Annotated in this window: 1 protein-coding gene; it reads right to left on the bottom strand. The window is 18.1% G+C overall.

The window, feature by feature from the left end; all coding sequences use genetic code 11:
• A partial coding sequence (locus ABD830_RS54655; RefSeq protein WP_345002270.1) for a hypothetical protein occupies nucleotides 1-375 on the bottom strand: 375 nt, incomplete at both ends.

The following is a 375-nucleotide window of genomic DNA, read 5'->3' as shown; positions in this document are numbered from 1 at the left end:
TTTTTGTTTTTTTTGTTGTTTTGTTTTTTGTTTTTTGTTTGTTTTGTGTTTTTTTTTGTTTTTTTTGTTGTTTTTTTTTGTTTTTTTTGTTTTTGTGTGTGTTTTGTGTTTTTTTTTGTTTTTTTTTGTTTTTTTTTGTGTTTTTTTTGTGTTTTGTTTTTGTTTGTGTTTTGTTTTTTTTGTGTTTTTTTTTGTTTTTTGTGTTTTGTTTTTTTTTGTTTTTTTTTGTTTTGTGTTTTGTTTTTTTTTGTTTTTTTTTGTTTTTTTTTGTGTGTGTGTGTGTTTGTTTTTGTGTGTTTTTTTGTGTGTTTTTTTGTTTTGTGTTTTTTTTGTTTTTTGTTTTTTTTGTTTTTTTTTGTGTTTGTGTTTTTTTTT

The organism is Nonomuraea helvata (assembly GCF_039535785.1).
Classification (GTDB): Bacteria; Actinomycetota; Actinomycetes; order Streptosporangiales; family Streptosporangiaceae; genus Nonomuraea; species Nonomuraea helvata.
The sequence above is the reverse complement of the archived record's forward strand: the minus strand, read 5'-3'. Positions and strand labels throughout refer to the sequence as shown.